This is a genomic window from Lactobacillus sp. ESL0233 (genome assembly GCF_003692995.1).
GTDB lineage: Bacteria > Bacillota > Bacilli > Lactobacillales > Lactobacillaceae > Lactobacillus > Lactobacillus bombicola.
Genome location: NZ_REHH01000007.1, coordinates 78,929 through 103,684, shown reverse-complemented (window position 1 = coordinate 103,684; position 24,756 = coordinate 78,929). Strand labels below are relative to the sequence as shown.

Below are 24,756 nucleotides of genomic sequence, written 5' to 3'. Positions count from 1 at the left end.
CATTTGTATAATACGCAGAAAAGGAGGCAGATTTTTTATTTTACTTATAAAAATCACTTACTGGAGCAAAAGTTTTACGGTGAATCGGCGTCGGACCATATTTTTGTAATGCTGCAATATGGTCCTTAGTGCCATAACCAGCATTACAATTAAAATGATATTCGGGATAAATATCATGATAATCTTCCATTAACTGATCACGAAAAACTTTCGCAATAATCGAAGCTGCTGCAATCGAATTAGATTTAGCATCCCCTCTAATCAAGCGCTCTTGCGGCAAGTTAATTGGCACATTCATCGCATCAACTAATAATGCATCTGGTTTTAAGTCCAATCCTTTTACCGCATCAGCCATTGCTAAACGATCAGCCTCATAAATGTTAATTTGATCGATTACTTGGGCACTCTTTATTCCTATAGCTACACTGACTGCCTTTTGTAAAATTAATGGATAGAGCTCTAAACGTTTAGTTCCACTTAATTTTTTAGAATCATTGACTTCAATAAGATCAAAACTATCGTCTAAAATAACTGCCGCAGTAACTACCGGACCAGCAAGCGGTCCCCGCCCTACTTCATCTACTCCAGCTACAATCTTTTTTTTCGACCAATATTTTTTTTCATAAAAAAAACGATTATTAAAGGCAAGTTTTTTTTCGGCAAACTTTGCTTTACGTTTATAATAGCTTGCTAATAATTTTTGGACGCCAACTCTTGAATCTAACGAAAACATTGCTAAATCTGACTCACTAACATTATCTTCAGTTAATAACTGTTTTATTTCAGTAATCTTCATGGACGATCAAGCGTAATCCTTCCCACCTTACCTTTACGAAGCCGTTGTAGTAAATACAAAGAGAAACGGTCATAGTCATCGCGCATGCCATATTCTTCAGTAAGTGCTAATAACAAATCAGTATTATTAATCTTCTCTACTCGATCTTTGGTCGAACGAGTAAATCTCACCAAATCAGCTAAATAATTTTTGCGCAAACTTGCAAGCAAAAATAAAGCAACATCATCTGCACTAAAAATTGTATCTTTAATTGCTCCAAACGCAGCTAACTTATAACCAACATCTTGATCTTCAAATTTAGGCCACAAAATTCCTGGCGTATCAAGTATTTGAATATTAGACTGCGTTTTTAGCCAAGTTTGTCCCTTAGTAACGCCTGGCTTATTACCAACTACTGCCACATTACGTCCAACTAAACGATTAATAATTGTCGATTTCCCGCAATTAGGTACACCAGCTACGGCAATTCTAATTATAGGATTAGTAGCTCCTTTGGCTTCACGCTGTTTAATTTTTTCATTGGCGGCATTTTTAATCATACGAACTAAAACTTGCATATTATTACTATGCAAGGAGTCCATTGCCATAACAAATTTACCTTTGCCAGTTAATTTTTTTTGCCAAAGCTTGGTCATTGTAGGATCTGCTAAATCTGCTTTATTTAAAATAATTAAATGCGGTTTATCACCAACTAAGTCTTCAATCATTGGATTTCTTGATGATTGTGGAATTCGTGCATCCAATACTTCAACTAATACATCAATTAAGCTCATCTTATCTTCAAGTTGATTACGAGCTTTATTCATATGACCTGGATACCACTGAATTTTAGCCATTACTATCTTGCCTTCTTTACACTAAAAGGTCTATGTGACCATATATAATTAATATGACATCTTTTCGCGGTACATTTGATATGCTTCATCAAAAATACTCATATTTGGTAAATAACCTGCATTTAATTCCAAATAATTAGACAATTCTTCATAACTTTGCTCTTGCTTAGGAAAAGTTTGATCATTTTGAGCATTATTTGCAAATTGTGCTACATCATCTTTTGCATCTGCACTACACTGGGTCATTAAATAATGATAAAAGCTCTCTCGATATGACAATATGTTTACTCCGTATAATATAAAATGGCATACGCATCCATACCAGCATGGGTGGCAATAATAGGACTAGTTTCACGTACCAATACATTAATATTTGAATTAATATCTTTTATTTTTTGAGCCAAATCAAGTAATTTTTCTGGTACTCCACCAGTTGAAACATAAGAAATGCCCACTTCCTTAATACTATCTTTGTTAGCCGCTATATCAGCTAAAACGCGTTGATCAAAGGCAAGCGAAAACTTTTTGCCACGGCCCTTTTTAGCAATTTTTAATTCTCCACCTGGCATCTGTAATTCAATTCTAATATTAAGTAAATTAGCAATCTTCCCAGAGATAGGGCCTAAACGTCCACCTTTAATAACATTTTCTAGGTTCACAATCATCATCCGCAAACGCTGCGTTTTTTTAATGTTTTCAATATGCTCTAAAATTTGGTTAACTGTTTTGTTAGATGCAACATCACGTGCAGCAGCTAAAACTTGTAGTCCCTCAGCTCGATCTGTTAATTCTGAATCTACAATATGAACAGCATCAGGCTTATCAGCCATATTGGCTGCTTGCCTTGCTGCATCAATCGTACCACTTAATGCTTTGGCTAAAAATATACCGATGACTTCACTACCATCTGCTGTCAAATCATTAATTGCTTTTATGATAGTCCCGATTGGTGGTTGACTTGTTTTGGGTAATTCTTTTGCAATAACCATTTCATCAACAAATTGTTGTCTAGTGATTTCTACCCCATCTAAATAGGTTTTACCTCCAACGGTTACCGATAACGGTACGACTGTAATATTATATTTTTCTATTTCTTCTGGCGTCAATTGTGCCGAAGAATCTGTCAAAATTTTAATTTCTGACAACTTTACTCGCCCTCAATTCTGAATTGCTGTCACATTTTTATGATAGAATATTAATATCAATTATTTGTATTATATCAAAAAAATAAACAAAAAGAAGAAAGTGAGTGGCTTGATTCATTATGAAATTAAAAGAATTTTGGCAGGAGCCGCAAAAAAGAACAAAAAGATACTATATTATTGACAATACGCTGAGTGCTATTACACATGGCATCGGCTTTTGTCTCGCTATAGCTGGATTAATTTTATTAATTATTAAGGCTATTTCAACCCATAGTACAGTAAGAATTATTACCTTTAGTGTTTATGGAATTTGCTTATTGTTACTGTACCTTTTTTCAACCCTTTTTCATAGTTTAATATTTACGAAAGCACGAAATATATTTCAAATTTTTGATCATTCCTCAATTTTTCTTTTAATTGCTGGTACCTATACGCCTTATTCATTAGTAGCCATTGGTGGCAGATGGGGTTGGTTCTTGTTTAGTTTAGTTTGGCTATTAGCAATTCTGGGCATACTTTACTACATTTTCAATCGGGGCAAACATCGTATTTTAGATACCATAATATATGTTGGTATGGGCTGGTTAGTAATTTTAGTCGCCCAACAGCTATATGTTCGTCTGAGCCCAACTGGATTTTGGTTACTAGCTAGTGGAGGAGTAGCATATACTGTCGGAGCATTTTTTTATACCATGAGACGCATTCCTTATATACACGTTATTTGGCACCTTTTTGTTATTTTAGCATCTGCTTTAATGTATTTTTCAGTTTTATTCTACGTTTAAAAAGGCCGCAATTGCTTCTGGGCTATTTTCTAATTCACCTGCAACAACTGCTTTTTTGATTGTTAGCAATAAATTGCCTAACTCCGGCCCCGGTTTAATTCCCAAGTTAATCAAAAAACGACCATCAACCGCTAAATCAGCGGCTTTTTTTATTGGTAAAGCCCGATATCGGTTAACCAGGATTTCTGAACTAATTGGTTGTCCTAAAATACGTGCAACATCAATTGTATTCATTAAAGTTCCCTCACCAGCCTCAAATAATTCAAAATCTGTTGGCACATGAGCAGAAATCACATCAAATAAGGTAATAATTTTTTCTACCTTATTAGTCATTAAATTAGAATTTTTCCAACTACGCATAAAGCTCGCTATTTGGCGGTTAGGAATCTTAAGTAAAATAGCTATCACACTCCAGAGACTCGTTTCTAAGTCCGGATTAAACTTTAAATTGGGATAGACCGCTAGCAGGGTTTTTTTACCAGCAAAATTTGGAACTTCTTCACTAAGATGGGTATTCAAAAATACTGCAAAAGCTCTTCTAGAATCATTCCCTAATCCCATTTTTACAAATTCATCTCGAATCCGTTCAACTGAAATTTTGGCTAGCAAAGGATGTAACTCTTTTAGTGCAGTTGCTGTTTGTTTTTCTAATTTGAAACCTAGTTGACTCATAAATCGGACCGCACGCATCATTCTTAAAGCATCTTCATGAAATCGTTCTAACGGATTGCCAACTGCTTTGATTAAATGCTTATGTAAATCACTTAATCCATCAAATAAATCAATGATATCTCCACTAGTATTCATTGCCAGAGCATTTATAGTAAAATCGCGTCGTTTAAGGTCCTCAGCTAAACTACGTACAAACGTCACTTTATCAGGGCGACGAAAATCTTGATAGCCTGATTCAGTCCTAAAGGTTGTTATCTCATAACTTTCCCCATGATGTAAAACTGTTACTGTACCATGTTTAATTCCGGTATCAATTGTTTTAGGAAAAAGCTTCTTAACCTCTTCAGGATAAGCACTTGTTGCGATATCAATATCATGTATTGGCCGCTTTAGCAACAAATCACGAATTGATCCCCCAACAAAATACGCTTCATATCCAGCTTGTTCTAATATTTTCAGCACTGGTAGTGCCGATAAAAAAATTGAAGGTAATTTATCTATTTTCATTCTTAATCAACTCATTTAACTTAGTATTTTTATTTTCAAAAGACTTTATTTCTGGTATGTTTAAGGGGCTATATTTAAGAAATTAAAAGAAAGATTTATATTATGTCAAAGTTTAATAAACACAATCTTTTAGAATTGTTAATGATTATGCTAGGCTGCGCTATTTATGGTATTAGTCTAGATATGATCTCAGCTCCCAATAATTTAACTGACGGTGGTATAAGTGGTATCTCACTACTTTTACGTCATTTTTGGGGAATTAATATGGGACTATCATCCCTTTTATTAAATATTCCCTTAATTATTCTAGGTTATCGTTACATGGGAAAGCGTCTTTTAGCCTATACAATTTGGGGGACACTTTGGTTATCCTTCTTTTTATGGTTTTGGCGCTTGGTACCTATTATATCGCAATTAAATCTAGAACACGACCTCTTCTTATCCTCAATAATGGCTGGTACTTTGTCAGGAATTGGACTAGGACTAGTTTTTCGCTACAACGGTACTTCTGGCGGCACAGATATTATTGCCCGTATTTTACAAATGAATTATGGTATTTCTTCTGGTAAGGTTTTGTTAATCTGTGATGCACTAGTACTCTTTGCCTCGCTTTCATATTTGGATATTAAACATATTATGTATACTTTGGTTGCTTCTTTTATTTTATCTCGGGTAATGGATGCCGTTCAGCAGGGAACAACATCAGCTAGAGGTCTATTAATTATTTCCAATAAATATCAAGAAATCGCTAAAATGATTGACTTGAAATTGGACCGCGGCTTTACTTATTTAGAAGCACAAGGAGGCTATAGTAAGCATAAGCGTCCCGTCATTTATTTAGTTGTGTCGCCAAGAGAATTGCCTGCTATTAAAGATTTAATAGCTGCAGAAGATCCTAAGGCATTCGTTAGCGTAATCAAAGTTCATGAAGCTGTTGGTGAAGGCTTCACCTATAAGCAAAAGCAACGGCACTTTCTTATCCGAAAATAATCTTTAATTAAAAAACTGTTGGAAATTCCAACAGTTTTTTGTTTAATTATAAATCAGCATACATTTCTTGCATTTCAAAATCTTCAGGTTCTAATTTTAAATATCTTTGTAGTAGTTGCTTCACAATATCAGTTGAGTGAGCCTGAGTTTTAAAAAAGCGAATCATCTGTTTTAAAAAGGCAGCGTTATCTTTGAATTCTGGATAAACCAATAGATACTCACTTTTAGCCTTATCGGCTTGTTCTAAATTTTGATATGACATAGCCATATTCCAATGTGCTCGCAGCTCAATTTCATCTTCAGCAACATTTTTGAACAATTGCAGATTTTCTGTATCCTTGCCTTCACGAAGGTATAAGTTAGATAACTGCAAGCGTAAATCTTCACTTTCAGGAATATTCTTCAAGCCCTTTTTAAGCAATTCCTCAGCCGTTTTATTATTGTTAAGCTTAACCGCCGCTAAGGCGCCTTCTACATACAAGACAGGATCAAATTCGTTGTATTCAATACCAGTTTGGGCCATATATAAAATTTGCTCATTATCATTCTTATGTTTATAAGCAGTAACTAACAAGCGATAAGCATTAGCATAGTCTGGACTCTGTTCAATAACTTCATTCAAATACTTAATTGCCAAATCATCTTCATTGACTGTTAATAACACTAATCCGGCTTGATATTTGCTATCAATGTCTAATAACGAACTATTATTACTTTTAATTACTTGGCTAGCCTCTTCATAACGACCTAATTTTGCTAAAGTTTGAAAAAGTCGGTCATTTAAACTAATTTCACCAAAACTTTCTTGTCGCTTTAATAAATCCTTATATAACTCAAGTGCATTCTCATATCGACCACTAAGATAATCTATCTCAGCTAAGCCAAATTTTATAACATCTTCATTGGGAGCAAGCTGAGATGCCTCCGTCAATTTACTATAAGCTGTTTCTAAAAAGCCATTGGTCTGATAATAATCTGCTTGTACTAAAAGACTATCAAGATAAGCTGGTGATGCATTAGAAATATTGTAAAGTAAAGATAAGCCATCGTCATCTTTGCCATCATTTAATAAAATTTCAGCTAAATAAATTTTAAAAATATCTTCCTTGGGAAATTGAGCGATAAGACTACGATAGACTTGTTTAGCTAAATTAGTAAAACCAATATTAGTTAAACTTTCAGCTAATGATGCTAAAATTTCTGGTTGGTCGCTATCTAATGCTTTCTTTAATAAAATATTTGCTTGAGAAAAATCTTGTTCTTCAATTGAATCAAGTAATTGTTCTGAATAGCTCATATTATTCCTCCACTTAATCAGATTACATCAAGGTGTCTATTATAGCTCTTTTATAAATTTTTTTAAGTAAAAAAATGATGGCCAAAATACCATCATCTTTTTATTAAAAACTATTTAACTGCCTCTTTAAGAGCTTTACCTGGTCTAAAAGCAGGAACAACACTTGCTGGTATCTCGATTTCATCACCAGTTTGTGGATTACGACCTTTACGAGCTGCACGTTGACGCACTTCAAAAGTACCAAAACCAATTAATTGAACTTTTTCATTTTTAGCAAGATCATCTTGAATTGAGCTAAAAATTGCATCAATAGCTGCAGCAATTTGCTTTTTAGTTAAATCGGTTTTTGATGCTACCTCATTAACTATATCAGCTTTATTTGCCATCTGGAATTCACCTCCCAAAATAAAATCTCCATCTAGAGATTCTTAACTTATCCTTCAAAAAAGAATAAGGAATAAATGATTATTTAAATCATCATTTCTCTGTTCTTAAAATAGCACAAAACCCTTAGTACAACAAGCAATTTAATCAAAATTTGTGTTTTTTATTATTTGCTAAATACAAACTATTTTCTTTTACGTGCAATAATCTTAACTGGGGTTCCAGAAAGATTGAAATTATTACGCAACTGATTGATTAAAAAACGTTGATATGAAAAGTGCATTAATTCTGGATCATTCACAAATACCACAAATGTAGGTGGCGCTGTAGCAACCTGGGTCATATAATATAATCTAAGTCGCTTACCCTTTATCATTGGTGCAGGGGCTAATTTACTTGCGTCAAGTAATAAATCATTTAAAATACTTGATTGGATACGTTGTGTTTGATTTTGATGCACTAATTTAACTAATTTTGCTATTTGATCAAGGTTTTGTCCAGTTTTGGCAGAAACAAATAAAATTGGTGCATAATCTAAATACTGAAATTCCTCTCTGATTACTTGTTCAAATTCTTTTCCACTATTACTAGTTTTTTTAGGCAAGTCCCATTTATTGACTACAATAATAATACCGCAACCAGCTTCATGGGCATAACCTGCAACATGCTTATCTTGCTCACGAATACCAGTACTTGCATCTAATACAAGACAAACTACATCAGAATGTTCAATTGCACTCATTGCTCGCATGACAGAATATTTTTCAGTTTTTTCGTAAACTTTACCACGACGCCTAATTCCAGCTGTATCGACAATTCGAAACTTAGTGCCTTCCTCGTCAATAAATGGAGTATCTACAGCATCTCGTGTTGTGCCTTCTTCATTATTAACAATTACCCGCTTTTCACCAACTAGTTTGTTAACAATAGAAGACTTACCAACATTGGGACGACCAATCACACTAAAACGTATTTGATCATCATTTTGTTGGTCTAAGTCTTTAGGCAGTTCACTCACTATACAATCAAGTAAATCTCCAATTCCAGTCCCATGAACACTTGAAATTGGTATTGGCGTCCCTAATCCTAAACTATAAAAATCATAAATATCCATTCTTTGTTCAGGATTATCGGCCTTATTTACAGCAAGAACAATTGGCTTTTTAGTTTGATAAAGCATCTGTGCAATCCGTTCATCTAAGTCAGTTAAATGATTAGTAACACTTGTCAGAATGACAATGACATCCGCTTCTTCAATTGCAATCTCTGCTTGCGCTCTTATTTCATCTTCAATTCGACTATTTTCCCAGGTTATTCCACCTGTATCAATCAAATCAAACTTATGCCCCATCCACTCAGCTTGAGCATAATTACGATCACGGGTAACGCCAGGCTTATCTTCAACGATTGCTAAACGCTCATTGATTATCCGGTTGAAAAGAGTTGATTTACCAACATTGGGTTGTCCTACAATTGCAACTATAGGTAAAACCATATTTCCAGCCTCCCTTAAAAATAAAAATGCCGACTTAACTTAAAGTCGGCATTTTTTATTAAAACTAACGACGATCTTTTAATTGGTCACCTATAATGTCACCTAAAGCAAAGCCACTGTCATCGCTATTCATATACTTTTTATTAACTGCGCTTCTATTGTAAGAATTGTGTGAACGTGTACTTTCACTATCTGAACTCTTAGCTTCAGTAGCTTTCATTGAAAGTGAAATTCGACGATCATTAGGGTCAATATTAAGTACTTTAACTTTAACTGTTTCGCCGACCTTTAAAACATCACTTGGTTTATCTACATGCTTATATGATATTTCAGAAACATGAACCAAACCTTGAATTCCATCAGCTACTTCAACAAAAGCACCAAAATTAGTTAAAGACTTAACTTCACCTTCAAAAATATCACCTTCATGAAGTTCTGCTGTTGCTTGTTCGAATGGGGATGGTTCAGTTTGCTTAATTGAAAGGGAGATGCGATGTCTGTCATCATCAATACCAATTACTTTAACTTTAACCTCTTGACCAGATTTTAAAACATCACTTGGTTTATCTACATGCTTGTATGATATTTCGGAAATATGAACTAATCCGTCAACTCCACCAACATCAACAAAAGCACCAAAGTTAGTCAAACGAGATACCTTGCCTTCAACTATGTCTCCCACAACTAATTGTGATGCAACACTGTCAAAAGCTTCTTCACGCTCTTCTTCAATTAAATCTTTGTGTGAAAGAATCAGACGATTCTTACTTGGGTCAATTTCTGTAATCTTAAGTTTCATTGTTTTACCAATATATGGCTTAAGATCCGAAACGTAACGATTTGAGATAAGTGAAGCTGGTAAAAATCCTCTAGTACCAACGTCAACTAGTAAACCGCCACGAACTGAAGAAGTTACAGTACCCTCAATTGGATTGCCTGCTTCAAAATCTTTTCTTAGTTCTTCGTATGCTTCTCTTTCCTTTAAGCGAGTAACTGAGAAGAAAAATTCACCGTTTTCTTTATCGCCACCAGCTTTTCTTAAAACTAAAGCCTTAAAGTTATCACCTGGCTTAACAGCATCACGTAGATCGACGTTGCGATCTGAAGTGTATTCACGACGAGGAATTACACCTTCAACACCGGCATTTACAACACCGACATCGATTTGGCCTTCTTCAACATCCAACACTTCAACATCTACAATATCTCCGACCTCAACCCCTTGCATTTGCTTTAATGCATCTAAAAATTGATTACTATTTTCTGACATTATTTACCTCCCGATATCATAACCTAATTTTAAATGAAAGTTAGAGATTTTTCTACTGTTTTATCCCCTTTTTTCTAGTTTTTTTTGACTTTTTTTAATTTCTGCCAAAATTGCATCAACTACTTGGGCAATTGTCATATTTGTCGTATCAATTTCAATTGCACTGGCAGCTTTTCTTAAAGGAGAGATTTTGCGGTGAGAATCTTTATAATCACGAGCGGTAATATCTACTTCAATTTCTTCAATTGTTTGGGAATTTTTGATACCACGTTCTTTAAAATCTAGCATTCGCCTTTTGGCACGAGAATAAGCTGAAGCAATTAAAAATATCTTCACCTGGGCATTAGGCAAAACAGTAGTTCCAATATCACGTCCATCCATTACCACGTCCATTTTTCCAGCCATTTGTCTTTGAAGATCGACCATTTTTGCACGAATTCCAGCTAAAGCTGAAACTTGTGAAACATTAGCTGAAATTTCCGGAGTTCTAATTTCTTGTGAAACATCCTGCTTACCAACATAAACCCTTTGCTCATTGTTAACAGTTTGAAATTCTATTCCTTCTGCTTCAACTGCTTTTAAAATTTCTGCTTCATTACTATAATCTATACCATGCTTTTGGGCAATTAACGTACATGCACGATACATTGCTCCAGTATCAATATAAATAAAATTTAATTTTTGTGCGATCAGTTTTGCCACTGTACTTTTTCCAGCTGAAGCTGGACCATCAATTGCTACTTGCATTCCAATAAAAAAGGGACATTCAGTCCCTATCCTTTCTATATTTATTTCACTTTAAGTATTTGATTAACTTTAACTTGGCTATCTACATTGAGCTGATTTAGACTTGCGAGCTCTTCAATACTTAAATCAAATTTTTCGGCAATACTTGATAATGAATCTCCGCTTTTTGCTACATACTGTGTAGGCTTAGTTTGCACTTTTGGGGGGTGCCTTTTTTTCTTTTGTTCAGCTTTTGGCTGAAGTCGGTTTTGAGGTACAACCGATTTTTTTAGCTTGTCATGCTTTTTTACCGATTTCTTTAATTCAACTACTTGCTCACTTGTTTGTCCATTTGCAGCTAAGTGATGCACAAGCGGTACAAGTGCAATAATACTCAGAACCAGAATAACCATCCACACAATCCACCCTCTTGATGTTGCTTTATGGATCACTGTTCTAGATTCACTTGGACGCTCGTAATGTAAATACGGGCCTTTGGGTTCATGGCTCATCTAAAATAAAAACCTCCTTCACTTAGCTTGTTTTATTTTAGCATATTTAATTATTATTTTGGATAAAAAAATCGACCTCATACGTGGTCGATTAAGATCTAGTAAAAAATTAATTTTTTAAATTAAAATAGCGCTGTACAAATGGCTTTAAACTACCCAAAACTGTTTCAAAAAGTAAATAAACTACTATGCCGTTAATGGCACCCTTAACTAAATTAAAAGGAACAATAATTCCTGCAATATAGCTGGTCATTGATGGAATATGAAGTAATTGCCTCAAGTAAACTTTTTCTGTAAAACTTAATAAACCCGAATAACCATCAATTTTTGGTAAATTGGGAACAGTTGTTACAGCATAAACAGGGGTCAAAACTAATGCATTGAGTACAGACAAAACTAAAGTCATTGCAATAATTCCTAAAATAACTCCTAATATTGGTTGTAGATGTCTTTTTACCATATTTTTTTCATGAACATTAATTTTTTTAGTGAAAAAGTAAAAAGGCAATGCAAATGAAATTGTTGCCACAAAAGCTGCTAATTGACCTACTATACTCGGCAATGAAAAACCTTTATAAATTAAAGAAATAAACATTCTAATAAAAGCAATAAATATTCCTGGCCCAGCGCCGAATAAAAATGTCCCAATAGTAACAATTACGTCTGAAAAATCAAACTTTAAAAAACTTGCTACTGGCAAGGGAAATGCAATAAACATCAAGATAAATGCAATTGTACCAATCAACGCATAAGCAATAATATTGGCCAATTTACTTCCATTCTTTGTTTTCAATGAACTTACCTCCGAAAAAATAATTGGTCTGTTGCTTCTAGCAACAGACCAATTAAAAGTAAGTATCATCTTGGCTCTTAGTTTAGTCTGTCTTCTTTCATCTAGACTTTAACTATCGGTATCTTAAACGATTCCACCACTTACGTGGGTCGTGGACTTTCACCACCGGTCGGGATTTTCACCCTGCCATGAAGACAACAAACTCGATATTTAACTACAATATAATACTAATCTACCTGCTTTAATCTGTCAACCTCAGCATGACTTAATTCACGGTACTTACCAGAAATTAATGAATCTAAGGTTAAAAAGGAATATCTTTCGCGTGAAAGTTTTCTTACTTGATGATTAACGGCTTTAAACATCCGCTTCACTTGGTGATAATGACCTTCATGAATCGTTAATTGCACTATTTGCATATTCTTCTTTTTATCCGTCCGAATAATTTTAACTTTTGCCGGAGCACATTTTTGATGATCAATCGTTACTCCTCGCTTAAGCAGCCCTATTTCTTCAGGCAGTAGCTGACCATTAATTTTTGCTACATAGACCTTGGCTACTTCACTGCGTGGATGCATTAGTAAATTGGCTAACTGGCCATCATTTGTCATTAACAACAACCCTGATGTATCATAGTCAAGCCTACCTATGGGGTATAAACGATACGGTAAATCTTTAAAATAATCAGCTACCGTTTTTCTGCCTTTATCATCACTTACGGTTGAAACTACACCTCGCGGCTTATAAAAAAGATACGTATGCAAACTCTCACGTTCAATTGGTTCACCGTCAACCGTTATATTGCTAAAGGTATCTACCTTAGTACCAAGTTGGGTAATAATTGCGCCATCAACTGTTACCCTACCTTCTTCAATCATTTTTTCGGCTTTTCGGCGCGAGGCAATACCAGCTTCGGCAATTACTTTTTGTAAACGTTCTAAAACCATTATTATTCTCCTTTTGGCAACTTCGCTAAATTTTTATCTGCTTGTCCTTTAGTGGTAAATAAGTCAATTTCTCCATCAGCATTAATTTCGTTAACTTCAAAATCTTCAATTAACGGTAAATCGGCTAAACTTTGATATCCAAAGTATTGCAAAAAATAATCACTAGTAACATATAAATTGGGGTGTCCAGCAACATCCTTTTTACCTTGAACCTTAATTAATCCGCGCCAAATTAACGTTTGTAATGCGCTTGATGAATTAACTCCCCGAATTTGATCAACTTCAATACGCGTGATAGGCTGTTTATATGCAATAATAGCTAATATTTCAAGCGCTGATTGACTCAAAGTTTTAGTTAAATCTCTTTGAAAAAAGCTAGTAACAGTTTTACTAACTTCAGGCCTAGTAGTCAGCTTATAATTATGATTAACATGTAGTACTTGTAATCCAGAATCAACGTTTGCTTTAAGCTGGCTAGTCAATTTGGTAGCCATTTCACCTAAAGCAGATTGCTCCACATGTAATAACTCACAAAGATTTTCACTCTCAATTCCGTTATCACCAGCAAGATACAATAATGCTTCTAGCTGAGCTATTTTACTTACCATTATTATCAATTCTTTCTAATTTTAAATCACCAAAAGTACAAGCTTGTTTAACCTTAATCTCCTTCTTCTTGCAAAGTTCAAGTAATGCTAAAAATAGACCAATAAAATCAGATAGATTTTGTAATTGATCTGTGCAAGAAAAAAAACTAATAACTTTATTCTCAGCGAGTTTTTCTCGCAAAAAATCAATCATTTGCGTTATAGATTTTGCATTTACTTTGACTGAAGCAAGATTAGGATGGCGTAATTTTAAACGTTGTAAAATCACAATAAAAGTATTAGCTAAGTCAGATGAAGTTATTTGTCCTAAAGGTAGAGGTTGAATTTCTTTAGTTTGGGGCACACTCTCTTCTTTAGATGCTGTAATTGGTACTTTTTCATTACGTTCTTTAAAGTATGCCGAAATTTTTTTAAAAACAGAGTATTGAACTAATTGCTGAACTAATTCGTCTCTAGGGTCTTCTTCTGGTTCATCTTCATTGACAAAATCATTTTGTGGCAAAAGTGATTGTGATTTTATCCGCAATAATATAGAAGACATCACAAAATATTCACCAGCAATTTTCAAATTTAGTCGTTGCATTTCATGGAGATATGCCAAATATTGACTAGTAATTTGAGCAATCGGAATATCATAAATATCGATTTTTTGTGATTTAATCAAATGTAACAGTAGGTCAAGTGGACCTTCAAAATTTGGTAATTCTAAAGTTAGATTATTACTCATAATTCCTTATTTTTAAAATATTCAACTAATTTAGTAAATTCAGGCAGTGCCGTAATCCGTTTATCAGGATTATTGCATGCCAGTTCATGTATAATTTTACCTTTATACCTAAGTTGGCGATAGTTGGGAGACAATGAAAGATACCGAACGACAATAAAATCTTTATAATTTTGAATACCGATTACACCAATAAAATTTAAATTTAACTCACGATACAAATAAAGCTGAAACTCGCTACTATTTTTATTTAGTTCAATTTCTTCTTTTAAAACATTAATATTTTTAAAATCATCTAAATAAGACAAAAGTCCCATAGCAATTTTTTCATTGTCCTTCTTACATTCAATTAGCATAAATTACCTAAATTCGCGGATGCGTCTTTGAATATACTTCTAAAATGTGCTTTTGTGACAAATTAGTATAAATTTGTGTAGTACTAATGTCAGTGTGTCCTAGTATTTCTTGAACCACACGCAAATCGGCCCCATTTTCTAACAAATGAGTAGCAAAAGTATGGCGTAAAGTGTGTGGTGTTACATTTTTTTGAATTTGGGCTGTTTGACAATAATGCTTTATTATTTGCCAGACGGCCTGTCTAGTTAACGACCCACCACGGTTATTAAGAAAAATGTAATCATTATATTTGCCAACACTTAAAAGCAGTCCATCACGTACCTCTTTTTGGTATTTTTCAATCCAGGAGATAGCCACCTCACTGATTGGAATTAAGCGTTCCTTTGATCCCTTTCCAAATACCTTTAACAATCCTAAATCAGTATGTAAGTCGGTAAATTTTAAATTAATCAATTCACTAACTCTAATACCAGTAGCATATAGCGTTTCTAATAAAGCACGGTCACGTATGCCCAATTTTTTATTTATATCTGGTTGTTCTAAAAGGGTAGTTACCTCTTTAACACTTAAAGCGACTGGTAATAAGTGTTGCTTTTTAGGTGAATCAATTTCTTGCATCGGATTTAACTTTTGAATATGCTGGCGTACAAGCCATTGATAAAATTTGCGTAAACTAGATATCATACGACTAATCGAACTGGTTGCTTTATTTTCATCCCGTAATTCAGCCAAAAATGCATCAATATCAATTGCCTTAGTTGGCCAAGAAGTTATCTTCTCTTTTTTTAAAAATATTAAAAAATTAGTTAAATCCTGCCGATAAGCGATACAAGTATTATTACTTAAGCCCCGTTCAATTTGACAATGTCTCAAATAATCATCAACATTTTCCTGTAAATTATTCATTTTCAATTGCTTTAGGATCTTTAATTAACGTGATTGTTCCAGCTACCTTATCTTCTGTAATATATTTTGCTTTAAGCAAATGACCTACTGCCCGTTTAAAAGAAGACTTAGATATACCAAAATAATTCTTAATTTCTTGAGCATCTGATTTATCGTAAAAAGGCAAAGTTAAATCACTTTTTCGGCGCAAACTCATTAAAATCATCTCAGCATCTTCATCAATTTCTTCAAAGGCTCGTGGTAAACTGCTTAAATTTAAACGACCGTATTGACTCACTCCAATTACGCGACCCTTGAACTGTTCCCCTAAACGTAATGGTCTTCCCATTTGGGAAGAATGAACAAAGCCTAGATAATAATCGCTAGTAATAACAAATGCCCCTACCTCGCGGCTTGAATAAACGGTGCCAAAAATATCTTTATTTTCCATATTATTGGGAAAATGCGTCGATAGCTGATTAAAAATATCTTCATCAGCTAATTTGGCCCAAATACGATCTTTATGATCTGTTTCTAAATGAACCAAAAGTTGGTCATCTTTATGGGGCCAATGGCTTTTATCAAAGGGCAAGTCATCCACTGATACCACTACATCTTTATCAGGTAATCCTATATCAACAAAAACCCCCAAATCATATTTCACCTCAGTTACTTTACTCCAACCATATTGATCAGCTTGAACAAAGGGCAAAAACTGCGTCATTTGGCGATTATGTTGCTTATCATCATATAAAAAACCTTGAATTTGATCACCCAAATTAGGTCTTTCGTCTTGTGTAAGTTCTTTTTGCTTTAATTCATAAGTTATTCCTTCAACTTGAACGTAAAATGAGTTCTCATTTTGATCAATTATCTTACCTGTTGCGACCGTGCCCAGCATTATCTGCACTCCCCTAAAATATAATATTTCTTTTCATTAAGTATAACATTTTAGAATAGTAAAGTGATATAAGTCAATATTAATTAAGGGCGAATACTTGATTAAAATTAAAATAGCCAGCCAATCGGCTGACTATTTTAATTATTTATTACTGCTAATTAAAGGTTAGCAATTTCACCTTGATAAATGGCACCACGACGTGCATCAACAGTAATAGTTATATTACTTGCAATTTTTTCAGTTGCATCAGTTACCCCAACTACAACAGGAATTCCAAGCGATAATCCTACAATTGCTGCATGAGAAGTCAATCCCGAAGCTTCAACTACTAAACCAGAAGCTTTTTTAATTGCAGGCAAGTAATCAGGATCAGTAGTCTTAGCAACAAGAATATCGCCTTCTTTAATTTGGCTATTGGCTTCTTCGGCACTGTTAACTACTAATGTTTTTCCTACAACGGAACCGTTACCAACACCTAGTCCTTGAGCTAGTTTGCTACCGATAATTTGCAACTTCATTAAGTTAGTTGTACCTGAATCACCAACCGGTACACCAGCAACAATAATTACTAAATCACCATCTTTAACATAACCTTGTTCCTTAGCAACCTTAGCAGCTACTTCAAACATATCATCAGTTGATGAAGGCTTGTCAGTAAGTAGTGCTTGTACACCCCAAGTAATTCCCAATGAACGTTGAATCTTTTCATCAAAAGTCAAAGCCAAAATATTTGCATTTGGACGATACTTAGAAATCATTCTTGCAGTATAACCAGAATTAGTAGCAGTAATAATTGTTTTAACTCCTAATTCTTGAGCTGTCCGAACTACTGATTCACCAATTGCTTCAGTAACATTAGAACCCTTGTACTCTTCAAATCTTTGCAAAGCCAAAGTATTGCGCTTAAGCAATTCGTCTTCAGTTCTTTCATCGATTTCGGCCATCGCTTTAACAGCATTAATTGGATAAAGACCATTAGCTGATTCACCAGATAACATTGTAGCATCTGTTCCGTCTAAAACTGCATTGGCAACATCAGAGACTTCAGCACGAGTCGGACGTGGATTTTCTTGCATTGAATCAAGCATTTGTGTGGCTGTGATAACTGGCTTACCCAGCGCATTAGCACGCTTGATTAAATCCTTTTGCACAAATGGAACATCGATAAATGGAATTTCTACTCCCATGTCACCACGAGCAACCATTAAACCATCTGAAACTTGTAAAATTTCATCAGCATTATTGATACCTTCTTGTGATTCAATCTTAGGATAAATCTTAACGTAATCACAACCAGCATCTTCGCAAAGCTTACGAATATCTAAAATATCCTGTGCCTTACGGGCAAATGAGGCAAAAATGAAGTTAATTCCATGTTCAAGACCAAATTTAATATCATCAGCATCTTTTTCAGTAATTCCTGGAAGACGAATTTCAACTCCAGGTGCATTAACACCCTTCTTTGATCCAATGACACCAGTATTTTGAGCTTCACAAACTAATTCTTTGTTAGCATCATCTTTTTCCTTGATTAACAAGTCGACCAAACCATCATCGATTAAAACGTGTCCCCCAACATGAGTGTCATCGTATAATCCTTCATAAGTGACATGAATTTTATCTTTGTTACCTGCTTGTGAATCATCCATTGAAACACGAATTTCATCACCAGTATTAATAGTAAACTTGCCACCTTCTTGGTCAGTAGTTCTAATTTCAGCCCCTTTAGTATCTAATGCAATACCTAGAACTAAACCAGTTTCCTTTTCAACTTGGCGAACCATGTTCATCCGTGAAAGGTGTTCAGCATGGTCCCCGTGTGAGAAGTTAAAACGAAATACATTTGCACCAGCCTTAGCTAAAGCTGTAATAGTTGCAACATCATTAGAAGCTGGTCCTAACGTACTAACAATTTTAGTTTTCTTCATTATCTAAAAATCTCCTCAAATTGACTATTTAGTCATTTCTTTATTAATATCTATTAATGTTTCATCACTGTCATGTTTTCCATCAAATAAATCAAGGATATCATGAGTTTCAAGTTTTCCATTCTCCATACCGACAGCTAAACCGCCTTTACCATCAAGAAGTAACTTAACCGCATAATTTCCCATCTTTGTAGCATTGATTCTATCCAAAACAGATGGTGAACCACCACGTTGCATGTGACCTAAGATATTAGCTCGGGCATCAAAATCACCATACTTTAAAAGCTCGTTTCTAAAGTCATCGGCAGTCATCACACCTTCAGCTAATACGATAATACCATTATCCTTGCCATCTGCAAAGCCGCGTTTCAATGTTTCAGCAATTTCTTTAATATCATATGATTGCTCAGGAACAACAATTGCATCTGCACCACTTGCTAAACCTACCCGCATGGCAATATCACCACAATTGCGGCCCATCACATTAACAATGAACACGCGATGATGGCTACTTGCCGTATCACGAATTTTATCGATAGCTTGCATGGCTGTTTGGCATGCAGTATCTAATCCAATTGTATATTCAGTATATGGAATATCATTGTCAATAGTACCTGGCAAACCAATTGAATTAATGCCCAAGCGAGTTAAAGCAAGTGCACCATGATAAGATCCATCACCGCCAATTACGATAACAGTATCAATATCGTGCTTCTTTAATTGCTCCACACCTTTTTCTTGCACATCTTTTTGTGCAAATTCTGGATAACGAGCACTATAAAGAAATGTACCACCTAAATTAATCAAGTGGTCAACATTTTCAGCAGTTAGTGTAACAAAATCTCCTGCAACTAACCCGGCAAAACCATAACGAATACCAACAACACCAAGTCCATGATGAATAGCAGTTTTAGTAACAGCTCTAATAGCTGCATTCATACCGGGAGCATCCCCGCCACTTGTTAAAATACCAATTCGTTTCATGAATTCACCTCATCAAGATTTTATTGTGTAATTTCTCACATCAGTTAAATTCTAACATTAATTTATAAAAAAATCTCAAAAAAATTATATATTATCCCGTTTTGGCTAACTTTTAATGTGTTAGCGTTAACAGTTAATAAGTTGCTATTTGATACCCTAACTTTTAAAATTAACAATTTTTAATTTATTTAATAAATATTGTTTTCGGCTTGTATCATAACGATCATTTTGAACTTTTATTTCTAATAAGTAAATAGTACCGACCTTTAAGTTTGCTTTAAACTGGTCATAAACACCAGGAAAGATAACAATATCTTGGCGACTAGTTGAATCAGCAAACACACTAAAAGCCATTGCTGCCCCTTTTTTAGTCTTAATTAATTTTAAAGCCATTAATTTTCCAACGGCGATACCCGTTTCATTTATGTTAAATTGACTCAAAGGCTTGGCATTAAATTTTACTGCATATTTTTGTACAGCAATTAATGGCGACGTAAGCGTTGAAAAGCCTAAGGTTTCTTCTTCCATTTGCGCTTTTTCTTGTTTCGAAGGCATGGGAGCTTGTTTAAGTGGTACACCCCCTAGACTTTCTGAAAGAGCAATATTTTTACCTGTTAGTTCAACATTTTCAATGATTTCTTGACTATTTTCTAATAATTCATTGCGATTGGGATCCAGCCGATCAAAACAACCTGCTTTAATTAGCGTTTGAATCACTTTGGGTTGAATGAATTTAGGATCAACCTGCCGTAAAAAATCACTAAAAGATGTAAATTTACTTTTTGCTCGAACTTCAATTATTTGCTTTAAAAAATCAAGACGGATATTTTTAATGGCACGTAAACCAACAATTATTTTCCCATTTTTAATTTCATAATCTAAGCCGCTTTGATTAATATCTGGTGGTAAAATTTTCACCCCTAATTCTTGAGCTTGCATTACTAAATCATTTGTCTTCAACTGATTTGCACTTGTGGAATTCAACATTGCTGTATAAAATTCAGTCGAATAATGAACCTGTAAGAAAGCCAGCCAAAAGGCCAATTTGGTATAAGCAACCGCATGTGAGCGGTTAAAGCCATAATTAGCAAATTCTGCAATATAATTATAAACTTTTTCAGCTACGTCTTTAGAACGGCCTTTCTTTATTGCACCAGCTATAAATTTACTACGTTCTTGTTCAATGACAACTTGATTTTTTTTCGACATTGCACGCCGTAAGATATCGGCTTCTCCTAGAGAAAAGCCAGCTAAAACTTGTGCGGTTTGCATAACTTGTTCTTGATAAACCAAGATACCATATGTTGGCGCTAATATTTTCTTTAAACTAGCATCTGGATAAATTACTTTTTCTTTTCCCTGTTTTCGAGCAATAAAAGATGAAATATTTTGCATTGGGCCAGGTCGATAAAGCGCATTTACTGCCACTAAGTCTTCAAAATTATCTGGATGAAGCCGGCGTAACACCTCTTTGATACCACTTGATTCAAACTGAAAAATCAACCCTGTATTACCTGTTTGAAATAACCTGATGGTTTCAAAATCATCAAGTGGAATTTGATTGGCATTAAATTTCTTCCCTTGAGCATGAATTAATTCCTCAGTTTCGCCTAAAATAGTTAAATTACGCAACCCTAAAAAATCAATTTTTAGTAGTCCTAAAGCTTCAACATATGCCTTAGTTTGCTGAGTAACAGGTATCCCAAATTGCCCTGCTTGCAAGCCACTAATTGCTGCAATTGAATTATCACTAATAACTAACCCTGCAGCATGAATGGAATAGTGCCGCGGTAAGCCTTCTAATTCTTGCGCCGTTTTAAATAACAGCTTATTTTTTTCATTTGCATTTACCAAGAGTTTCATTTCAGGAGAAGATTCATATGCTTGTTTTAGAGTAATCTTTCCTTTAGAAAAAGGAACACTATTTGACCATTTACTCAATTCGGCCTCACTTAGACCAAAAACTCTCCCAGTATCACGTAAAACCTGCTTTGCTGCTAAGGTACCAAAAGTAAGAATTTGAGCAGCGTGGTCCATGCCATACTTTTCGTACATATACTTAATTACAGCATCACGCCGATTATCTGGAATATCCAAATCAATATCTGGCATTTCATGCCGCGCAGGATTCAAAAAGCGTTCAAACAACAAATTATATTGAATTGGATCTACTTCAGTAATTTTCAAAGCATACGAGACAAGTGAACCACAAGCTGAACCACGTCCCGGTCCCATAGCAATATTCACACGGTGACAATAACTAACAACATCCCATACAATTAAAAAGTAATCATTAAAATCCATTTCATCAATCACTTTTAACTCGTAATCTAATTGATGCTGATATTGCATTGGCACAGTTTGTCCACTGAAACGCTGTTTCAATCCCTGTTGCGCTAACTCATTAAGATATTCTTTAGAAGTTTGAAACTTATTCTGTTTATACTTAGGTAAAACTGGCAATTGAAAGGTAATTTGTGCTGTACATTTATTAGCTATTTCCCATGTATTGCTGACTGCCTGATCAAGATCTAAACTATGGTAACGCTCACTTATTTCCTCAGTTGAAGGTAAATAGTGCGAGCCACTTTGCTTTGCTAAAGATTGAACATCGGGTAATACACTACCATTTTTAACAGATTTTAAAGTATGCCGTAAGAATTGATTTTCGGGCTTTAAATAACGTGTATCTTCAACGCAAACTAAGGGTAGTTTAAATTGTTTAGCTAGCATTTTTACATATGAAATATAAACTTTTTGTTTTGGTGACCCGTAAACTCCTAAATACAATTCACTTGATTTGGGTATAATCCCAATTAGTTTTCGTACAAAATCATTGCCTAATCGTTCGTCTTGTCCTTGCAAATTCAAAAGTTCACTATAAGAATTGGCTGGAACAATTAAAATTAAATTGGTCAAATCTTTAGTTAGCTCTGTCAAAGTCAAAACTTTTTTATTAGTTCCGTTATCAGTTTTTAGGTTGATTCTGCTTGATAAGCGTAAAAGATTACGGTAACCGGCATCATTTTTTGCTAAGACAATCAAATCATATTGATTAAAAGTATCAATTAAGCCATTCACTCGAATTTGCATTCCTAAAAGTGGCTTAATACCTACTTCTTGAGCTAATTCGAAAAAATTTACTAACCCATAAGTAACATTAATATCTGTTAGGCTGATTGCCTCATAACCTTGTTTTTTGGCAGCTAGCAACAAGTCTTTAATTTTTGTTGGACTTTCTAACAATGTAAATGCACTAATATTCTGCAACGCAGCCATTTTCATTCTTCATGCCACCTTTCTTCCTAATATAAGTATACCAAAAACCACCTTTAAGATTTGAAATCAAACGCTAACTTTGTTAAAATTCATCTATGAAAGAGGGAACTTTTATGGGGCGATATATTGTAACTATTGGTTGGAGTATTGTTTATATGTTAATCGTTGGTTTTATTGCTGCACCTTTAACGCAGAACGTCTTTAATTTTGGTGAAGCTATAGTTGTAGGTATCATTTTTGGACTACTATTTGCAGCAACTATCCCAACAATTACAGCTCATTCAACTAAAGATAAAAATAAGTATTCAAATTTCAAATAAAAAAGCAGTCGGCAATACCGCCTGCTTTTTTATTTAAAAGAATAATTTTTAACTAAATCAACCTTCGGCTTAATCTGAGTCAAAAATTCTTGAAACATTTGTACATAATCCTTGTCATATATCTCTTCAATTTTGTCTAAATTATAGACGGGATAAAAACCGCCACCCATTGCGCGATAATTATTGACTGCCAAACGGTAGATTTGTCCATCTGCAATTTCTTGTCCATCAAGTTCTAATTTGGTTAGCCTTTGCCCAATGGGACGATCAATTTCAGCTTGATAATTTATAGGATAGAACGTATCAAAATTAAAAAGTAGATTCTGATACTTAGGAGCAAATTCAATTTTACCTTGATCATTTTTAATTAAAAATGAAAGACTATGTTCAATAATTTGTCTTAATTCTTTTCCAGTTAATTTTACACGGCATAACTGATTAGCATACGGATAGTTAAGCAAAATATCACGCATTGTTACTTTTTGCTCGAATCCTTTTGCGGTTTCACTCATTACTGCAGTTGCCGAGATATCCGCCTGAGTATAATATAGCTGCATTTGTTGTAAAAGATTGACAAAAGGGGCTCCTTGAAGTCTAGCTTTTTGAGCGTTATCTATTTTTGCTGGAGCATTTAAATAAGCAATTGGTTGATCAAGCCAGTTTTCAGTTTGCTTATTTAAACCTGAACATAAAGAAATTATTTCTTTATCAGGGCAATAATCTTTTGTATCAATTAAACTTGCAGTTGTTGATTGGATTTTTTTAGTGTCTTCATCTATTTCAACGACAACCTTACCAACAGCTTCTCCGCGATATCCAGGTTGAACAATTGCCGTATCAAAAACTTCTAAACTCATTTTTTGGTGTTGATGACCTGTCAAAAAAACATCAATTTCTGGAATTTCTTTTAAAATTTGATATCCCTCGTTTTCACCAGTTTTTGGTTCTGTTGCTTGACCAGTATGTATATCGGCTTCAAAGCCGCCATGGTAAATAACTGCTAAAATATCAACTTCAGCTCGTATAATTTGTGTATAATATCTAACTTGATCAAAAGCAGACAAAAATTTCAAGCCTGTAACATTCTCTGCTGGTTCCCATGCAGGAACTCGTTTAGTTGTTACTCCAATTATGCCTATCTTGATGCCATTTTTAGTAATTATACAGTAGCCTTGACCAAAAGCCGGTTGAGCAGTCTTCTTTGCTAAAATATTGGCATTTAATAAAGTTGAGTGATTGTAATTAATGTATTGTCTTAAATAAGTTAGGCCAAAATTAAAATCATGATTCCCTAAACAGCGTACATCATAGCCAACAGCATTATATAAGTCAGTGTATTGTTTTAGGGCAGTCTCATCTGCTGTATGAACATATGCGGCTAAAGGAGAGCCTTGTAAGCAATCTCCTGTATCTGCTACAATAACGTTATTAGCGTCATATTTTGCTCGCTCTGACTTAATTACGCTACTTACTCGACTTAAACCAAAAGAAGCATCTTCAGTTCCGAAATTTTGATAATCAGTCGGTAATATATAGCCATGGATGTCACTTGAACTCAAAAATACTATTTCCATCATTTTCCTCTTACTCAACAGATTCTTTTAGGTAAAAAAAA

Annotated in this window: 25 protein-coding genes and 1 riboswitch; of the genes, 3 read left to right on the top strand and 22 right to left on the bottom strand. The window is 34.4% G+C overall.

Features of this window, described 5'->3' with window-relative positions; all coding sequences use genetic code 11:
- Positions 1-40: 40 nt before the first annotated feature.
- The 4 genes from F5ESL0233_RS03550 to F5ESL0233_RS03535 are packed head-to-tail and all read right to left on the bottom strand — an operon-like array spanning position 41 to position 2,777.
- Complete coding sequence (locus F5ESL0233_RS03550) at positions 41-796, bottom strand: ribonuclease HII (protein ID WP_090091896.1); 756 nt, start codon at positions 794-796, stop codon at positions 41-43.
- On the bottom strand, positions 793-1,632 hold the full coding sequence (ylqF, locus tag F5ESL0233_RS03545) for a ribosome biogenesis GTPase YlqF (RefSeq protein WP_118896463.1): 840 nt from the start codon (positions 1,630-1,632) through the stop codon (positions 793-795). The genes F5ESL0233_RS03550 and ylqF overlap by 4 nt, the downstream gene beginning before the upstream one ends.
- Before the next feature lie 48 nt (positions 1,633-1,680).
- On the bottom strand, positions 1,681-1,911 hold the full coding sequence (locus F5ESL0233_RS03540) for a YozE family protein (RefSeq protein ID WP_122058768.1): 231 nt from the start codon (positions 1,909-1,911) through the stop codon (positions 1,681-1,683).
- Between the two features lie 5 nt (positions 1,912-1,916).
- Positions 1,917-2,777, bottom strand: a complete 861-nt coding sequence (locus tag F5ESL0233_RS03535; protein WP_090091891.1) for a DegV family protein — start codon at positions 2,775-2,777, stop codon at positions 1,917-1,919.
- A 119-nt stretch (positions 2,778-2,896) separates the two neighbouring features.
- Here F5ESL0233_RS03535 and F5ESL0233_RS03530 point away from each other — a divergent pair, with 119 nt between their 5' ends.
- On the top strand, positions 2,897-3,562 hold the full coding sequence (locus tag F5ESL0233_RS03530; protein ID WP_090091889.1) for a hemolysin III family protein: 666 nt from the start codon (positions 2,897-2,899) through the stop codon (positions 3,560-3,562).
- Here F5ESL0233_RS03530 and F5ESL0233_RS03525 read toward each other — a convergent pair.
- On the bottom strand, positions 3,548-4,741 hold the full coding sequence (locus F5ESL0233_RS03525) for a CCA tRNA nucleotidyltransferase (RefSeq protein ID WP_122058766.1): 1,194 nt from the start codon (positions 4,739-4,741) through the stop codon (positions 3,548-3,550). The two genes, F5ESL0233_RS03530 and F5ESL0233_RS03525, sit on opposite strands and share 15 nt — an antisense overlap.
- A 102-nt stretch (positions 4,742-4,843) precedes the next feature.
- On the opposite strand from F5ESL0233_RS03525, the gene F5ESL0233_RS03520 reads away from it, so the two are divergent.
- Positions 4,844-5,731 carry a YitT family protein gene (locus tag F5ESL0233_RS03520; RefSeq protein ID WP_122058765.1) on the top strand — a complete coding sequence of 296 codons (888 nt, stop codon included), beginning with the start codon at positions 4,844-4,846 and terminating at the stop codon, positions 5,729-5,731.
- 46 nt (positions 5,732-5,777) lie between these two features.
- On the opposite strand, the gene F5ESL0233_RS03515 is transcribed toward F5ESL0233_RS03520, so the two are convergent.
- The 16 genes from F5ESL0233_RS03515 to F5ESL0233_RS03440 form a co-directional block, all read right to left on the bottom strand.
- Entirely contained in the window at positions 5,778-7,028 is a 1,251-nt protein-coding gene (locus F5ESL0233_RS03515; RefSeq protein ID WP_122058763.1) for a lipopolysaccharide assembly protein LapB, read from the bottom strand.
- 110 nt (positions 7,029-7,138) lie between these two features.
- A complete protein-coding gene (locus tag F5ESL0233_RS03510; protein WP_090091881.1) occupies positions 7,139-7,414 on the bottom strand; it encodes an HU family DNA-binding protein in 276 nt (91 codons plus the stop codon).
- 182 nt (positions 7,415-7,596) lie between these two features.
- Positions 7,597-8,907: a ribosome biogenesis GTPase Der gene (gene der, locus F5ESL0233_RS03505; protein ID WP_122058761.1), complete on the bottom strand. Its 1,311-nt coding sequence runs from the start codon at positions 8,905-8,907 to the stop codon at positions 7,597-7,599.
- A gap of 64 nt (positions 8,908-8,971) precedes the next feature.
- On the bottom strand, positions 8,972-10,177 hold the full coding sequence (gene rpsA, locus F5ESL0233_RS03500) for a 30S ribosomal protein S1 (RefSeq protein ID WP_090091879.1): 1,206 nt from the start codon (positions 10,175-10,177) through the stop codon (positions 8,972-8,974).
- 60 nt (positions 10,178-10,237) lie between these two features.
- On the bottom strand, positions 10,238-10,924 hold the full coding sequence (cmk, locus tag F5ESL0233_RS03495; RefSeq protein ID WP_122058759.1) for a (d)CMP kinase: 687 nt from the start codon (positions 10,922-10,924) through the stop codon (positions 10,238-10,240).
- 41 nt (positions 10,925-10,965) lie between these two features.
- Entirely contained in the window at positions 10,966-11,415 is a 450-nt protein-coding gene (locus F5ESL0233_RS03490; protein ID WP_122058757.1) for a LysM peptidoglycan-binding domain-containing protein, read from the bottom strand.
- A gap of 109 nt (positions 11,416-11,524) precedes the next feature.
- Positions 11,525-12,208 (bottom strand): ECF transporter S component, encoded by a 684-nt coding sequence (locus tag F5ESL0233_RS03485; RefSeq protein WP_370448339.1) that lies wholly within the window; start codon positions 12,206-12,208, stop codon positions 11,525-11,527.
- An 85-nt stretch (positions 12,209-12,293) separates the two neighbouring features.
- Positions 12,294-12,408: riboswitch (FMN riboswitch) on the bottom strand.
- Positions 12,409-12,435: 27 nt separating this feature from the next.
- Positions 12,436-13,155, bottom strand: a complete 720-nt coding sequence (locus tag F5ESL0233_RS03480; protein WP_118896454.1) for a pseudouridine synthase — start codon at positions 13,153-13,155, stop codon at positions 12,436-12,438.
- Positions 13,156-13,157: 2 nt separating this feature from the next.
- Positions 13,158-13,763 (bottom strand): SMC-Scp complex subunit ScpB, encoded by a 606-nt coding sequence (gene scpB / locus F5ESL0233_RS03475; RefSeq protein WP_122058754.1) that lies wholly within the window; start codon positions 13,761-13,763, stop codon positions 13,158-13,160.
- The gene (locus tag F5ESL0233_RS03470) at positions 13,753-14,490 is read right to left on the bottom strand and encodes a ScpA family protein (RefSeq protein ID WP_199692571.1); all 738 of its coding nucleotides are present in this window, start codon (positions 14,488-14,490) and stop codon (positions 13,753-13,755) included. The genes scpB and F5ESL0233_RS03470 overlap by 11 nt, the downstream gene beginning before the upstream one ends.
- Positions 14,487-14,843: a reductase gene (locus tag F5ESL0233_RS03465; protein ID WP_122058751.1), complete on the bottom strand. Its 357-nt coding sequence runs from the start codon at positions 14,841-14,843 to the stop codon at positions 14,487-14,489. The genes F5ESL0233_RS03470 and F5ESL0233_RS03465 overlap by 4 nt, the downstream gene beginning before the upstream one ends.
- 7 nt (positions 14,844-14,850) lie before the next feature.
- Positions 14,851-15,750, bottom strand: a complete 900-nt coding sequence (gene xerD, locus F5ESL0233_RS03460) for a site-specific tyrosine recombinase XerD (protein WP_090091867.1) — start codon at positions 15,748-15,750, stop codon at positions 14,851-14,853.
- A complete protein-coding gene (locus F5ESL0233_RS03455) occupies positions 15,743-16,630 on the bottom strand; it encodes a S1 RNA-binding domain-containing protein (RefSeq protein WP_122058749.1) in 888 nt (295 codons plus the stop codon). The genes xerD and F5ESL0233_RS03455 overlap by 8 nt, the downstream gene beginning before the upstream one ends.
- A 158-nt stretch (positions 16,631-16,788) precedes the next feature.
- Positions 16,789-18,558, bottom strand: a complete 1,770-nt coding sequence (gene pyk / locus F5ESL0233_RS03450; RefSeq protein ID WP_122058747.1) for a pyruvate kinase — start codon at positions 18,556-18,558, stop codon at positions 16,789-16,791.
- A 24-nt stretch (positions 18,559-18,582) separates the two neighbouring features.
- Positions 18,583-19,542 carry a 6-phosphofructokinase gene (gene pfkA / locus F5ESL0233_RS03445; RefSeq protein WP_090091861.1) on the bottom strand — a complete coding sequence of 320 codons (960 nt, stop codon included), beginning with the start codon at positions 19,540-19,542 and terminating at the stop codon, positions 18,583-18,585.
- A 156-nt stretch (positions 19,543-19,698) separates the two neighbouring features.
- Entirely contained in the window at positions 19,699-22,827 is a 3,129-nt protein-coding gene (locus F5ESL0233_RS03440) for a DNA polymerase III subunit alpha (RefSeq protein ID WP_122058746.1), read from the bottom strand.
- Between the two features lie 107 nt (positions 22,828-22,934).
- On the opposite strand from F5ESL0233_RS03440, the gene F5ESL0233_RS03435 reads away from it, so the two are divergent.
- Entirely contained in the window at positions 22,935-23,141 is a 207-nt protein-coding gene (locus tag F5ESL0233_RS03435; protein WP_090091857.1) for a DUF2929 family protein, read from the top strand.
- A gap of 29 nt (positions 23,142-23,170) precedes the next feature.
- Here F5ESL0233_RS03435 and F5ESL0233_RS03430 read toward each other — a convergent pair whose 3' ends face one another.
- A complete protein-coding gene (locus tag F5ESL0233_RS03430) occupies positions 23,171-24,715 on the bottom strand; it encodes a bifunctional UDP-sugar hydrolase/5'-nucleotidase (RefSeq protein ID WP_122058744.1) in 1,545 nt (514 codons plus the stop codon).
- Positions 24,716-24,756: the final 41 nt, after the last annotated feature.